The organism is Natronorubrum halophilum (genome assembly GCF_003670115.1).
In the GTDB taxonomy this organism is placed as follows: Archaea; Halobacteriota; Halobacteria; order Halobacteriales; family Natrialbaceae; genus Natronorubrum; species Natronorubrum halophilum.
Genome location: NZ_QQTY01000002.1, coordinates 558,400 through 572,210 on the forward strand (window position 1 = coordinate 558,400; position 13,811 = coordinate 572,210).

General features: G+C 64.9%; 8 protein-coding genes and 1 pseudogene. 8 read left to right on the forward strand and 1 reads right to left on the reverse strand.

Annotation, left to right across the window (positions count from 1 at the left end):
• Window positions 1-49: 49 nt before the first annotated feature.
• The 4 genes and pseudogenes from smc (at window position 50) to DWB23_RS08845 (ending at window position 7,104) form a co-directional block, all read left to right on the forward strand.
• A complete protein-coding gene (smc, locus tag DWB23_RS08830; protein WP_121742453.1) occupies window positions 50-3,634 on the forward strand; it encodes a chromosome segregation protein SMC in 3,585 nt (1,194 codons plus the stop codon).
• Window positions 3,627-4,766 carry a segregation and condensation protein A gene (locus tag DWB23_RS08835; RefSeq protein WP_238717373.1) on the forward strand — a complete coding sequence of 380 codons (1,140 nt, stop codon included), beginning with the start codon at window positions 3,627-3,629 and terminating at the stop codon, window positions 4,764-4,766. The genes smc and DWB23_RS08835 overlap by 8 nt, the downstream gene beginning before the upstream one ends.
• A gap of 206 nt (window positions 4,767-4,972) precedes the next feature.
• Window positions 4,973-6,424, forward strand: coding sequence for an MATE family efflux transporter (locus DWB23_RS08840; RefSeq protein ID WP_121742455.1), 1,452 nt, complete (start codon window positions 4,973-4,975; stop codon window positions 6,422-6,424).
• A 60-nt stretch (window positions 6,425-6,484) separates the two neighbouring features.
• Window positions 6,485-7,104, forward strand: a pseudogene (locus DWB23_RS08845) (class I SAM-dependent methyltransferase).
• Between the two features lie 65 nt (window positions 7,105-7,169).
• Here the strand turns inward: DWB23_RS08845 and DWB23_RS08850 are convergent.
• A complete protein-coding gene (locus tag DWB23_RS08850) occupies window positions 7,170-7,868 on the reverse strand; it encodes a phosphoribosyltransferase (RefSeq protein ID WP_121742456.1) in 699 nt (232 codons plus the stop codon).
• A 205-nt stretch (window positions 7,869-8,073) separates the two neighbouring features.
• Here DWB23_RS08850 and DWB23_RS08855 point away from each other — a divergent pair, with 205 nt between their 5' ends.
• The 4 genes from DWB23_RS08855 to DWB23_RS08870 all read left to right on the forward strand — a co-directional run bounded on the left by DWB23_RS08855 (window position 8,074) and on the right by DWB23_RS08870 (window position 13,753).
• On the forward strand, window positions 8,074-8,895 hold the full coding sequence (locus tag DWB23_RS08855; RefSeq protein WP_121742457.1) for an undecaprenyl-diphosphate phosphatase: 822 nt from the start codon (window positions 8,074-8,076) through the stop codon (window positions 8,893-8,895).
• Window positions 8,896-9,074: 179 nt separating this feature from the next.
• A complete protein-coding gene (gene thiC, locus DWB23_RS08860) occupies window positions 9,075-10,589 on the forward strand; it encodes a phosphomethylpyrimidine synthase ThiC (protein WP_238717374.1) in 1,515 nt (504 codons plus the stop codon).
• A 26-nt stretch (window positions 10,590-10,615) separates the two neighbouring features.
• Window positions 10,616-11,515 carry a PhzF family phenazine biosynthesis protein gene (locus DWB23_RS08865; RefSeq protein ID WP_121742458.1) on the forward strand — a complete coding sequence of 300 codons (900 nt, stop codon included), beginning with the start codon at window positions 10,616-10,618 and terminating at the stop codon, window positions 11,513-11,515.
• 111 nt (window positions 11,516-11,626) lie between these two features.
• Window positions 11,627-13,753: an AMP-binding protein gene (locus DWB23_RS08870; RefSeq protein WP_121742459.1), complete on the forward strand. Its 2,127-nt coding sequence runs from the start codon at window positions 11,627-11,629 to the stop codon at window positions 13,751-13,753.
• Window positions 13,754-13,811: the final 58 nt, after the last annotated feature.

Below are 13,811 nucleotides of genomic sequence, written 5' to 3' on the forward strand. Positions count from 1 at the left end.
CGCGCTCGTCTCAGCCACGATCTCTGATGACGGAGGGCTCGCTAAGAGAATGTATATCAAGGCACTCGTTCTGGACAATTTCAAGAGCTTCGGCCGCAAGACGAAGATCCCCTTCTACGAGGACTTCACGGTCGTCACCGGGCCGAACGGCTCCGGTAAGTCGAACATCATCGATGCCGTTCTCTTCGCGCTGGGGCTGGCTCGCACCCGCGGCATTCGCGCCGAGAAACTGACCGATCTCATCTACAACCCCGGTCACGACGGCGGCGACGAGTCGTCGGGGCCGCGCGAGGCGACCGTCGAAGTGATCCTCGACAACACGGACGAGACGCTCGAGCGCTCGCAGGTCGTCAACGCCGCCGGAAGCGAGGACATCGGCGATATCGACGAGATTCGCATCCGTCGGCGGGTCAAGGAAACCGAGGACAACTACTACTCCTACTACTACCTCAACGACCGCTCGGTCAACCTCTCGGACATCCAGGACCTCCTCGCACAGGCCGGCGTCACGCCGGAGGGGTACAACGTCGTCATGCAGGGCGACGTGACCGAGATCATCAACATGACGCCCCACGCGCGCCGGGAGATTATCGACGAGATCGCCGGCGTCGCCGAGTTCGACGCCAAAAAGGAGGACGCGTTCGAGGAACTCGAGATCGTCGAGGACCGGATCGACGAAGCCGAACTCCGGGTCGAGGAGAAACGCGATCGGCTCGCCCAACTCGAGGACGAACGGCAGACGGCCATGCGATACCGACGCCTCCGCCGCGAGAAGGAGGAGTACGAGGGCTACAAGAAGGCCAGCGAACTCGAGGAGAAACGCGAGGCGCTCGGGAACGCCGAGGATCGCGTCGAGAGCCTCGAGGACGAACTCGAGGGGCTCCAGCGCGAACTCGACGAGCGTCAGGGTACGGTCGTTCGCCTCCAGGAGGACCTCGAGGACTTAAACGCCGAAATCGAACGCAAGGGCGAGGACGAACAGCTCCGGATCAAAAGCGAGATCGAGGAGATCAAAGGCGAGATCTCCCGACTCGAGGACAGGATCGAATCCAGCGAGGAACAGATCGAGGAGGCGGAGTCGAACCGCCGTGAGGCGTTCGTCCAGATCGACCGCAAACAGGAGCAGATCGAGGACCTCGACGGCGAGATGCGCGAGCACAAACTCGAGAAGGCCTCGATCAAAGGCGAGATTCAAGAACGCGAGCGTGAACGGGACGAACTCGAGGCCGAGATCGACGCCGTCGACACCGAATTCGACGAGTTGAAAGCCGACCTCGCGGAGCGCAAAGACGACCTCGAGGAGGCCAAAACGGCGAAAAACGACCTCCAGCGCGAGCAGGATCGCCTGCTAGACGAGGCGCGACGGCGATCGAACGCGATCAGCGAGAAAGAGGAGACGATCGAGCAACGCCGCACGGAGCTTCCCGAAATCGAGAGCAAGCGCTCCGAACTCGAGCGGGAACTCGAGAAGGCGGAGAAGAATCGGACGAACATCGCGGGCGTCGTGGACGATCTCAAGGGCGAGAAGCGCCGCCTCCAGTCGGACGTCGACGATCTGGACGACGATATTCAGGCGAAACAACAGGAGTACGCCGAACTCGAGGCCAACGCGGGCGAGAGCGGCGACTCCTCGTTCGGTCGCGCCGTGACGACGATCCTCAACGCGGGGATCAACGGCGTTCACGGCGCGGTCGCCCAGCTCGGGACCGTCCCCGGCGAGTACGCCGTCGCCTGTGAGACCGCGGCGGGCGGTCGGCTCGCGAACGTGGTCGTCGACGACGACATCATCGGCCAGCAGTGTATCGACCACCTCAAGTCGCGCAACGCGGGACGGGCGACGTTCCTGCCGATGACGGACATGAACCAGCGTCGGCTCCCGAACGCGCCGAGCGATCCCGGCGTCGTCGACTTCGCATACAACTTGGTCGAGTTCGACGGGCAGTACGGCGGCGTCTTTTCCTACGTGCTCGGCGACACGCTGGTCGTCGAGGATTTAGAGACCGCCCGCTCGTACATGGGCGACTACCGGATGGTCACCCTCGACGGCGACCTGGTCGAGAAAAGCGGCGCGATGACCGGTGGCTCCGGCGGCGGTTCGCGCTACTCCTTTACCGGCGGCGGCGAGGGCCAACTCGAGCGCGTCGCCAAACAGATCACGGAGCTACAGGACGAACGCGAGAGTCTACGCGAGGAACTGCGGGGCGTCGAGGAGCGACTCGACGACGCCCGCGACCGGAAGACCGACGCGGCCGACGAGGTGCGCTCGATCGAGAGCGAGATCGAGAAACTCGACGATCAGCGCGATTCCATCGAGAGCGAGATCGAAACGCTCGAAAACGACCTCGAGGAGATCGAGGACGAACGCGAATCCGTCGACGAGCGGATGACCGAAATTTCCGCCGAGATCGAGGAACAGACGGCTGCGGTCGAGGAAATCGAGGCCGATATCGCGACCCTCGAGACCGAACTCGCCGACTCGAAGATCCCCGAACTGACCGAGCAGATCGAGACGCTCGAGGCCGAAATCGACGAGCGCGAGGACCGGATCGCCGATCTTGACGGGAAACTCAACGAACTGAGCCTCGAGAAGGAGTACGCCGAGGACGCGATCGAAGACCTTCACGACGATATCGAGACGGCCCAGAATCGCAAGGCGGAGCACGAGGATCGAATCGAGGAGTGCGAGGACGCGATCGAGGGCAAACGCGACGAACTCGAGGACAAACGCGAGGCCGTCGCGGACTTAGAGGAGGAACTCACCGAACTCAAGGCCGATCGAAGCGATCTCAAGGAGGAACTGTCCGAAGCGCGGACGAAACGCGACAAGCAACAGGATCAGGTCAACGCCGTCGAGAGCAAACTCGCGGACAATCGCAGCCGCGTGAGCGACCTCGAGTGGGAGATCGAGAGCCTGGAGTCCGAGGTCGGCGACTACGACCCCGAGGACGTACCGGATCACGAGACCGTCCTCGAGATGATCGACATCTTACAGGCCGACATGGAGGCGATGGAGCCGGTGAACATGCTCGCGATCGACGAGTACGACGAGGTCAGGGGCGATCTCGAGGAACTCGAGGACGCGAAGGCGACGCTGGTCGAGGAAGCCGAGGGAATCCGCGAGCGGATCGAGCACTACGAGACGCAGAAGAAACGGACGTTTATGGACTCCTACGAGGCGATCGCCGCACACTTTACGGAGATCTTCGAGAAGCTCTCGGAGGGGACCGGGACGCTCCATCTGGAAAACGAGGAGGATCCGTTCGACGGCGGGCTGACGATGAAGGCTCAGCCGGGCGACAAGCCGATTCAGCGCCTGGACGCGATGTCCGGCGGCGAGAAGTCCCTGACGGCGCTGGCGTTCATCTTCGGGATCCAGCGCCACAATCCGGCACCGTTCTACGCGTTAGACGAGGTCGACGCCTTCCTCGACGCCGTCAACGCCGAGCGGATCGGCCAGATGGTCGACGAACTCTCCGAGAAGGCGCAGTTCGTCGTCGTCTCACACCGCTCGGCCATGCTCGATCGTTCCGAGCGAGCGATCGGCGTGACGATGCAACAGGACAACGTGAGCGCGGTGACGGGAATCGACCTGAGCAACGAGGGTGATGGTGAGGAGGTGCCGGCGAGTGACTAGCGAGTCGCGCAGCGACTCGGAAGAGTCGAGCGAATCGCGGCGCTACGCGCCGCGGAAACGCGAACGGGGAGCGACGCGACCCGTGAGCGGGGAGTGTACCGATCCGCGAGGAGATCAGAGCGAGGAGATTCGAACCGATGGCGGCGACGACATTCCGCTGAACATCGCCGGCCACGACGACCGCGACCGCCCGGGAGAGTCGAACGCGGAGTCCGACGCCGACTCGAGCGGCGACCGGCGAGAGCCGGAGTCGACGGAGTCGGTCCTCGAGTTTTCGGAAGGCGACGAGATCGACCTGGGGGACGACGACGGCGCGGACGACGAGGACGAAGTCGAACCCGTCGAACTGCTGGTCCAACTCGCCAAAAACGGGGAGATCGATCCGTGGGATATCGACATCGTCGCGGTGACGGACAAGTTCCTCGAGATCCTGGACGACGCCGACCTGCGGACGTCGGGACGGGCGCTGTTCTACGCGAGCGTCCTCCTCCGGATGAAGAGCGACGAACTGTTCGCCCCGGACGAACCCGAAGAGGCGGAACTGCCGCCCTGGGAGGCCCCCTTCGCGGACGACGGAGCGATGGACGGCGACGGAGACGGCGGCTCGGTACCCGGATTCGACCCCGTCGAAGGACTCGAGGCGGAGATGGAGCGTCGCCTCGAGCGCAAACAGGCCCGGGGCAAGCCGGAGACGCTCGACGAACTGGTCAGGGAACTGCGAAGCGCCGAGCGCGGCACGCGGTGGAAGGAGTCCCGGAGTTACGACACGAGCGACTCCCCGCGCGGGTACGACCGCGGGATGCAGGAGCTGAACTACCACTCGGGGGACGATTTCCGGGTCGACGACGAGCCGACGAGCGACGACGTCACGCACACGACCCACGAGGAGGACATCGAGACGGTCATCGAGGACGTCGAAGCCGAACTCGAGGGGCAGTACGAGCAGGGCCGCGAAGAGGTGCTGTACGCCGAAATCGAGGCGGTCGGCGGGACGCGCGTGATGACGTACCTGGCGCTGCTCTTTCTCGCCCACCGGGGTCGGGTCCGCCTCGAGCAGGACGAACTGTTCGGCGATCTCTGGGTCCAGGATACGACGGTGGAGCGGGAGCCGAGCGAGGCGGTCGCCGACTGACCCGACGGCGAACCTGCCACAAACGGTTACCGAACGCCGCGCGCGGACGGAGGCGAGCCCCGAAGAGGGCGACACCGAACTCGTCCGCCGCGTCGATCTACACGACGAGACGACCGCACCCGAAATCGGGCGAGTCTTCGACAAATAGTGGTTGAAGATATCATATCTCACGGGTAATAAAGTAGATCGAGCGATAGTGTTCGTCTATGTCCTCCGGTGAGTTGACGGACGAGGGGACCCTCACGGAGGGACCGCTCGTCCGACCGATGTTCAGGCTGGCCTGGCCGCTCGTGGTCATCCAGTTGTTGCAGGTCGCCTACAACGTCGGTGACACCTTTTGGCTCGGTGCGCTCTCGCCCGACGCCGTCGGTGCGGTGAGCCTCGCTTTTCCGCTCCTCTTCCTCGTGATCGCGGTCGGCGGCGGTTTCACGACGGCCGGCGCGATCTTGATCGCCCAGCACACGGGCGCTGAAAGCGGCGAGGGCGGTCTGATCGCCGGCCAAACGATCTCGTTCGTTTCGCTGGTCGCGATCGGTCTCGGTATCGTGGGCTATGTTGCGACCGATCCGATGCTCGCCGTGTTACCCGCCGATCCCGACACGCAGGCCGCGATCATCCCGCTCGCCGCCGACTACCTGAAGATTTTCTTCCTCGGGGTTCCCTTCGTGTTCGGCTTTTTCGTCTTCGCCGCGCTCATGCGGGGCTACGGCAACACCCGCGCGCCGATGCGGGTGATGATCATCAGCGTCGTGATCAACCTCGTGGTCGACCCGCTGCTCATCTTCGGCGTCGGTCCGCTGCCCCACCTCGGAATCGCGGGCGCTGCCGTCGCGACCGTCTTCTCGAGAGGGATCGCGACGGCGGTCGGGTTCTATCTGCTGTACTACACGGACGTCGGTCCCGACATCCGGACGGAGCATCTAGTCCCGCGCTTCGAGTACGTTTCCAGGATCACCCGACTCGGCGTGCCCACGGCGCTCGAGCAGTCGATGACGGCGATGGCGTTGGTCGCGATGACGGCGATGGTCGTCACCTTCCCCCCGGCGGTCGTAGCGGCCTACGGGCTGGGTAACCGGCTGATTTCGCTCGCGTTCCTGCCGGCGATGGGAATGGGACAGGCGACGGACTCGATCATCGGCCAGAACCTCGGCGCTGGCAGACCGGACCGGGCGGCGAAAGCCACGTGGATCGGCGCGGGCGTCGTCGCCGGGATCATGGCCGTCGCCGGCGCACTCGCCCTCCTCTTTCCGGAACCGTTCGTCTCGGTGTTCGTCACGGCGGACGAGGTGGGTCGAGCCGAGACGATCGAGTACGGGGTGACGTATCTCCGTTTCGCCGCGTTCGCGTTCGTCTTCATGGGCGTCATGCAGGTGATTCAGGGGGCGTTCCGGGGCGCCGGGAACACGAAGACCGCGCTCGTGTTCGCCGTCCTGGGGCTGTGGCTGGTTCGCGTGCCCGTCACCTACTACCTGATCTTCGTCGCCGGGTGGGGGACGACGGGGATCTGGACGGGCGTCGTTCTCGGCGACATCGTCGGCGCAGTCGCCGCCGTCGCCTGGTTCTCCCGCGGGACGTGGAAGGAGTCGCTGCTCGACGACGACGAGGAACCGGACGCGGAACCGGTCGACTCGAGCGAGACGGAAACCCTCGCGGAGTGACGAGTTGCAGTTGTTACGACGGACGAAGAGTTAACGGATTGTGGCCGGTATCAACCGGCAATGGTCGACAAAGACGCCGTTCGTCGGGGGTACGATGACCTGGGGAAACGTACGCCGCACAGCGGTCCGCGGACGATCCGGAGATGGACGTCCTCGCGGCGCTTCTCGACTCGCTTCCGAACTCGGCGACGATCCTCGATGCCGGTTGCGGACAGGGGACGCCGGTTCTGGCGCGAGTCTGCGACTCCGGAAGTGCGGTCGGCGTCGATTTCTCGCGCGGGCAACTGAACTTGGCCGCGACGAACGCCCCGTCGGCGGCCCTCGTCCGAGGGGACATGACGACGCTTCCGTTCCGCGACGACGCCTTCGACGCCATGATCGCCTTCCACTCGCTGATTCACGTGCCGGTCGACGAGCACCGGGCGGTCCTCGACGAGTTCGCGCGACTCTTGAGCCCCGGCGGGCGAGTACTGCTCTCCGAGGGCACCGAGGCGTGGACCGGCGAGAATCCGGACTGGCTCGGAACCGGCGTCGAGATGCAGTGGCACATCGCCGGCGCGGAGGCGACGCGAACGCAGTTGCGAGACGCCGGATTCGCGGTCGTCAACGAACGGGACGTTACCCACACGTTAGGCGCGGACGAGCGCTGGCGTTACTTCTTCGGTCGACTCGAGGAATAGCCGGCGGCTGACCCCAGCGCGTCTCGAGCCGAGGACGCGACACGAGAGAAGGCGAGCGAGCGACGCTACGCGTCGACCAGTTTCCACTCGCCGGGTCCGGCCGACTCGAGTACCGCGCGTCGCTCCATCTCGTTCAACACTTCTGGAACCCGGTCCGGCTGGGCGATTTCCATCTCGATGCGTTCGATGCCGTGGAATTCGGCGAGATAGTGGCGGATCTCCTCCTGCGTGAACGTCCCCTGGTCGGCTTGGTCCATGACGCTCGAGATGAGATCGACCATGTCCTCGATGAAGTTCCACGGGTAGACGATCCACGTCCACTCCTCGAGGCGTTCGCCGACGTAGTCCGGCTGGTAGTCGCTGGTTCCGAGCAGTTGCAACGTCGCGGTGCGAACCTCGCCGGCGTCGCGGTCGGTGACGTACTCGTGGGCCCGCTCGATGGAGCCGCCGGTGTCGGCGATGTCGTCGATGATGAGCACGTCTTTCCCCTCGACGCTGCCCTCCGGCATCGGGTAGCGGACGGAGGGCTCGCCGCTCTTTTCGGCGGTTCCGACGTAGTGTTCCATCTTCAGGCTCGTCAGATCGTCCAGGCCGAGGAAGTCACAGAGACACCGGCCCGCGAACCAGCCCCCGCGGGCGAGGGCGACGACGACATCGGGTTCGAACGAGTCGCCTCGAACCTCGTCGCGGACGTCGCGACAGAGGCCGTAAATATACTCCCACGTGGTGATCGTACAGTCAAAATCGTCCGGTAGATCGGACATCTATTGCACCTACTCGAGGGAGGGAGCGCGGCCCTCATAAGTCGGCTGGAACCGGGCTGTGCTCACTCCGCGTGAAGCACCCACAACATGACCGTTCGTGGCAGTACACGATAACGGACGATATCGTCCGCTCTATCGTCCCACAGGCGTCTATGAGAACGTTTAATCCGTTGTCCTGTACAGTGTGCGTACACCGTTGGTGTCGATGAAAGAGTACCTCATTGCGGTCATCGCCGGTATCGTGCAGGGAATCGTCGAATGGTTGCCGGTCTCGAGCCAGGGGAACGTGGCCCTCGTTCTGACGGGTCTCGGTACCAGCCCCGACGTAGCGTTGCAACTCGCGCTGTTCTTTCAGGTCGGTACGACGCTCTCCGCGGCGACGTACTATCGAGATGATATCGTCACCGCACTTCGGGCGCTGCCGAAGTGGCACCCCGACGCCGCCTACAACGGGGACAGTGCGGTGACGTCCTATCTCGTCGTCGCGTGCCTGATGACCGGCCTCGTCGGGATACCCCTGTACGTGGTCGCGGTCGATCTCGCGGGACGGGTTTCCGGCGGCGTGTTCGTCGCCGGTATCGGCGTCCTGTTGGTACTCACCGGACTCGTGCAACTCGCCCCGAAATCGGGCTCGGCGGGGATGCGCGAGGACCCGACGCTGATCGATTCCGTGCTCGTCGGGGCCGTTCAGGGTATCGCGATCCTTCCCGGCGTGTCTCGATCCGGCGTCACGACGAGTGCGTTGCTGTTTCGAAGCTACGATCCGCCCGCCGCGTTTCGACTCTCGTTCTTGCTTTCGATCCCCGCGAGCCTCGGCGCTGCCGCCCTCACCGTGGCGGATGCCGGCGGGCTTCCCGGGGTTAGCCCCGGTGCCGCGCTGACGGCCCTTCTCGTCAGCGCCATCGTGGGCTATCTGACGATCGACGCCCTGATGCGGATCGTCGACCGGATCCCCTTTTCGCTCGTCTGCTTCGGTTTGGGCGGACTCGCCATCGTCGGCGGGGGTATCGTCTCCGTGGCCGTGTGACGGGTTCGGACGACGGCGACCGCAGATCCACCGCGTTGTCCGCTTGCGTCGTCTTCCCAGAACGAGAGTCCCCCTCGTCGATCAGGGTATCCGACTCCGTCTCGAGGTCGGGCAACTGCGAACGTCCCCATCGGAACCGAGAGACAGGTTTATAACCCGATGGTATAACCTAGTTATTGATGGCGAAGACGCAGATAGCAGCCGCCCGAGACGGAACGGTCACCGCGGAGATGGAACGCGTCGCCGACCGCGAGAACCGCGATCCGGAGTTCGTCCGAACGCAGATCGCGGAGGGGCGGGCCGTGATCCCGGCGAACACGAACCACGAGGTGCTCGATCCGATGATCATCGGCCGCGAGTTCGCGACGAAGGTCAACGCGAACATCGGCAACAGCGAGACGACGAGCGACCTTGAGGAAGAACTCGAGAAACTCCACACGGCGGTCCACTACGGCGCGGACACGGTGATGGATCTCGGCACCGGAAGCGATCTAGACGAGATCCGCGAGACCCACGTCGAGCATTCGCCGATACCGATCGGAACCGTGCCGCTGTACGAGCTCGTGAAACGGGCGGGGAGCCCCGAGGAGATTACGACGGACCTCCTCCTCGAGGTCGTCGAAAAACAGGCCGAGCAGGGCGTCGACTACATGACGATCCACGCCGGGATTCTGGCGGAGCACCTGCCGCTGACCGACGGCCGAAAGACGGGAATCGTCTCGCGCGGCGGCTCGATCGTGGCGAAGTGGATGGAGGCGAACGGCGAGCAGAATCCGCTGTTTCAGGTGTACGACGAACTCTGTGAGATCTTCGCCGAGCACGACGTCACGTTCAGCCTCGGCGATAGCCTCCGCCCGGGCTGTCTGGCCGACGCCTGCGACGAGGCCCAGTACGCCGAACTCGACACGCTCGGCGAGCTAACTCGCCGCGCCTGGGCACGCGACGTGCAGGTGATGGTCGAAGGGCCGGGCCACGTTCCGATGCACAAGGTCGCCGAGAACGTCGAACGCCAGCAGGAGGTCTGTGATGGCGCGCCGTTTTACGTCCTCGGCCCGCTCGTGACCGACGTCGCGCCGGGCTACGACCATATCACGAGCGCGATCGGAGCCGCGATGGCGGCGCAGGCTGGCGCGGCGATGCTGTGTTACGTCACGCCCAAAGAACACCTCGGGCTTCCCGACGAGGACGACGTCCGCGACGGACTCGCCGCCTACCGGATCGCCGCCCACGCCGGCGATGTCGGGAACGAACGCCCCGGTGCACGCGACTGGGACGACGCCCTTTCGGAGGCCCGCTACGCGTTCGACTGGCGCGAGCAGTTCGATCTCGCGCTCGACCCCGACCGCGCTCGCGACTATCACGATCAAACCCTCCCCGAGGATAACTACAAGGAAGCGCGTTTCTGCTCGATGTGCGGCGTCGAGTTCTGTTCGATGCGGATCGATCAGGATGCGAGGGAGGACGGGGAGATGAACCGTCTCGAGACGACGACGGACCTCGAGGCCTCCCCGGCAGCGGCGGTGAACCGTCCGCCCGTCGGAACGCACGAGTCGGGTACCCGCCGCCCGCTCGAGGACGACGAGCGAGCGGTCGAACGACCGGGCGACGACTGGCCGAATCGGTTTCGTTCGACCGCGGACGCTCCGAGCAGACTGACCGTGTTCGTGAATCCCGAATCGCGGACCGAGGATTGATACGCCGCTCGTTCGATCGGTGTCGTATGGAGACGATTCGGATCTTACAGGTCGACGCCTTCACCGACGAACCGCTGACCGGGAACCCGGCGGGTGTGGTCCCGAACGCGGACGGCCTTTCGGCCGACCAGATGCAATCGATCGCCGCCGAAATGGCCGTCAGCGAGACGGCGTTTCTCCGCTCGAGCGAGCGCGCCGACCGACGGGTTCGGTACTTTACGCCGTCCCAGGAGGTCGACCTCTGTGGACACGCGACCATCGGCTCGTTCGCCCACCTCCGCGACGAGGGCCTCGAACCGGGGACGACGACGCTCGAGACGAACGTCGGGACGCTCGAGATCGAACTCGACGACGACGGCACGGTCTGGATGACACAGGACGCACCGCAGGTTCGAGAGGTCGACGTCGGCTACGATCGCGTCGCCGACGCGCTGGGGGTGGATCAGGCCGCACTCGAGGGGGCGAGCGACGACATTCCGCTCGCGGTGTCCTCGACCGGGCTCCCGTTCCTGATCGTCCCGATCACGTACCTCTCGGACCTCGGCAGCGCCGACCCCGACGTGCACGCGATCGACGAACTGGCCGAGTCGGTCGGTGCAACCGGGGTGTACCTCTTTACGTTCGACGCCCTCGATCGAGAGTCGACCCTTCACGGGCGCATGTTCGCGCCCGGCGCTGGCGTGCCCGAAGATCCGGTCACCGGGACCGCGAGCGGGGCCACCGGTGCGTACCTCGACCGCTTCGGGGCGTTCGACGACGATCTGCCGGACGAACTCCGCCTCGAGCAGGGTCACTACGTCGATCGGCCGGGGGTGGTTCGGGTTCGCGTCGACGGTGACGTACGGGTCGGCGGTCGCGGCGTGACGGTGCTGGACGGATCGCTCACGGTTCCGGACGACGAAGCGGACGAGATTCTCGAGGCCTGACGTCGGGTTCGGAGCGCGTACGCGGTCCCGCCTTACCGTCGATCCCGGTCGCCGTTTCGACGATTGCGACCTATTGTTTGATGGGGATCTGACTCTAACGTGGGAGTAACAATGACGGACCACACATCGAAGCCGAGTCTCGAGGACGTCGACGAAATCGTTCACGAACCCGGCGAGGAGTTCGTCGAATCGACAAACGTCGCCGAGTTCATGCGGGAGTACGGGATCGACGACTACGACGAACTCATCGAGCGGACGACGACCGAACTCGAGGGCGAACCCGAAAGCGGGATCGAGTGGTTCTGGGACGAACTGGTCGAGTACCTCGACATCGAGTTCTACGAGCAGTACGAGACGGTCCGGGACAACAGCGAGGGACCGCAGTTCACCGACTGGTACCCCGGCGGCGAACTCAACCTGGCCCACAACGTCGTGGATCGCCACGCCGCCGTCGACGAGGAGCGCCGGAACAAGGTTGCGACCATGTGGGAGGGCGAAGACGGCGACGTTCGGGAGGTAACCTACCACGAACTCCACCGGCAGTCGAACCAGGTCGCGAACGCGCTCGAGGAACGCGGCGTCGAAACGGGCGATACGGTCGGGCTCTACATGCCGATGGTTCCCGAGGTCGTCTCGATCCTCTATGGCTGTTTCAAGGCGGGAGCGATCGCCGTCCCGATTTTCTCCGGCTTCGGCGTCGACGCGGCCGCAACCCGAATCGCGGACTCGGCGTGTTCGGTGCTGTTCACGGGCGACGGCTTCTATCGCCGCGGTAGCCCGATCTTTCTCAAGTCCGCGGCCGACGACGCGATCGCGGAGGCGGGACACGTCGAACACACCATCGTCTTCGACCGGCTGGGGAGCGAGGCGCGTAGCGCCGGTGAAATGCGAGCGGAGAGCGAAGCGGGCCGCGAGCGGAGCGATTCGACCGCCGAACACGAAATCCCGTGGGGCGACGACCGCGACGAGTGGTGGGACGACGCCGTCGAGACGCAAGCGGACGAGTACGAGTCGAAATCGCTCGACTCGAGCCAGGAGTCGATGCTCCTCTACTCGTCCGGAACGACGGGGAAACCGAAGGGAATCGTTCACACGCACGCGGGCGTGCAGGTTCAGTGCGCCAAAGAGGTCTACTTCGGCATGGATCTCAAGCCCTCGGACCGGTTCTTCTGGGTCTCCGACATCGGCTGGATGATGGGGCCGTGGACCCTCATCGGAACGCACACGTTCGGCGGCACCGTCTTCATGTACGAGGGCGCACCCGATCACCCGCAACCGGATCGGTTCTGGGAGATGATCGACCGTCACAAACTCACCCAGTTCGGCATCTCCCCGACCGCGATTCGCGCGCTTCGCAAGCACGGCAAGCGCCAGACTACGTCCGGCGAGCCATCCGGCTCCGACGGAGCCGACGACTGGCTCTCCGGCCACGACCTCTCCTCGCTCCGAATACTGGGATCGACCGGCGAACCGTGGGACCCCGAATCCTGGCGGTGGTTCTACGAGAACGTCGGCGGCGGCGAGGCACCGATCATCAACATCTCCGGCGGCACCGAGATCTGCGGCTGCTTCCTGATGCCGATGCCGATCCAGCCGCTCAAACCCTGTACGCTCGGCGGACCGGGTCTCGGGATGGATATCGATATCGTCGATCCGGACGGCGAGTCGATCGAAGACGACCACGAACGCGGCTTCCTCGTCGCTCGCGACTCCTGTCCCTCCATGACCAAGTCGCTCTGGTCGGGCGACGAGCGCTACCTCGAGGAGTACTGGTCGACCTTCGAGGACATGTGGAACCACGGCGACTGGGCCCAGAAGGACGAAGACGGCTTCTGGTTCCTCCACGGCCGGGCCGACGACGCGCTCAACGTGGCGGGACGGAAAGTGGGGCCGGCGGAGGTCGAGGGTGCGCTGATCGACCACGAGGCGGTCAACCAGGCCGCCGCCGTGGGCGTCCCGGACGATACGACCGGAACCGCGGTCGCCACCTACGTCATCCTCGAGGACGGCCACCAGGTCTCCGACGCGCTGCGCGAGGAACTGCGCGCCAAGGTCGGCGAGGAACTCGGCAAGCCGTTCCGCCCGCGCGAGGTGTTGTTCGTCGACGACCTCCCGAAGACCCAGTCGGGCAAGATCATCCGCCGAGCCATCGAGGCCACCTACACCGGCGAGGAACTGGGCGATATGAGCAGTATCGAGAACCCGTCGGCGCTCGAGGGACTCGAGGACGCCCGCTGAGGGCCGGCCACTCCCGTCGACCGGTGGACTGGCTCCGAAGCGGAGTCCGGTACAGCTA